Here is a 703-nt window from a genome sequence, read left to right on the forward strand (position 1 = left end):
TTTTGTCGGCCGCCATGGTCGAAAAAGCCAAATCGGGACACCCCGGCGGAGCCATGGGCGGCGCCGACTTCATGACGGTGCTCTATACCGAATTTCTGCGGTACGATCCGGACAATACGTCTTACCCCTACCGTGATCGTTTCTTCCTCGATCCGGGCCACATGTCTCCGATGCTCTATTCTACGCTTTCTCTTGCCGGGTACTATACGACCGAAGACCTTCAGTCTCTGCGTCAGTGGGGCAGCGTGACGCCGGGTCACCCGGAAGCAGACTTCGCGCGCGGTGTCGAGAACACTTCCGGCCCTCTCGGACAGGGTCATGCCATGGCGCTGGGCGCCGCCATCGCGGAACGGTTCATGGCTGCCCGCTTCGGCGAGTGGATGGCGCACAAGACCTACGCCTACATCTCGGACGGCGCCGTGGAGGAGGAGATTTCGCAGGGCGTGGGCCGTATCGCCGGCCATCTGGGCCTGAGCAACTTCATCATGTACTACGACTCGAACAACATCCAGCTTTCTACGAAGGTGGATGAGGTTATGACCGAGAACGTGGCCATGAAGTACGAGGCGTGGGGGTGGAACGTGCTGTCAGTGGACGGACATAACATCAACGAAATCCGCGAGGCGCTCGTTGCCGCGAACTCCGAGACGGAGCGTCCTACGCTCATCATCGGCCGCACGGTCATGGGCAAGGGCGCCAAAGG

General features: G+C 60.6%; 1 pseudogene. It reads left to right on the forward strand.

Annotated features, from left to right (window positions below):
* Positions 1-2: 2 nt before the first annotated feature.
* Positions 3-703 (forward strand): annotated as a pseudogene (locus HMPREF9720_RS01005) (transketolase); the annotation flags it as partial.

It is taken from the genome of Alistipes sp. HGB5 (assembly GCF_000183485.2).
Taxonomy (GTDB): Bacteria; Bacteroidota; Bacteroidia; order Bacteroidales; family Rikenellaceae; genus Alistipes; species Alistipes finegoldii.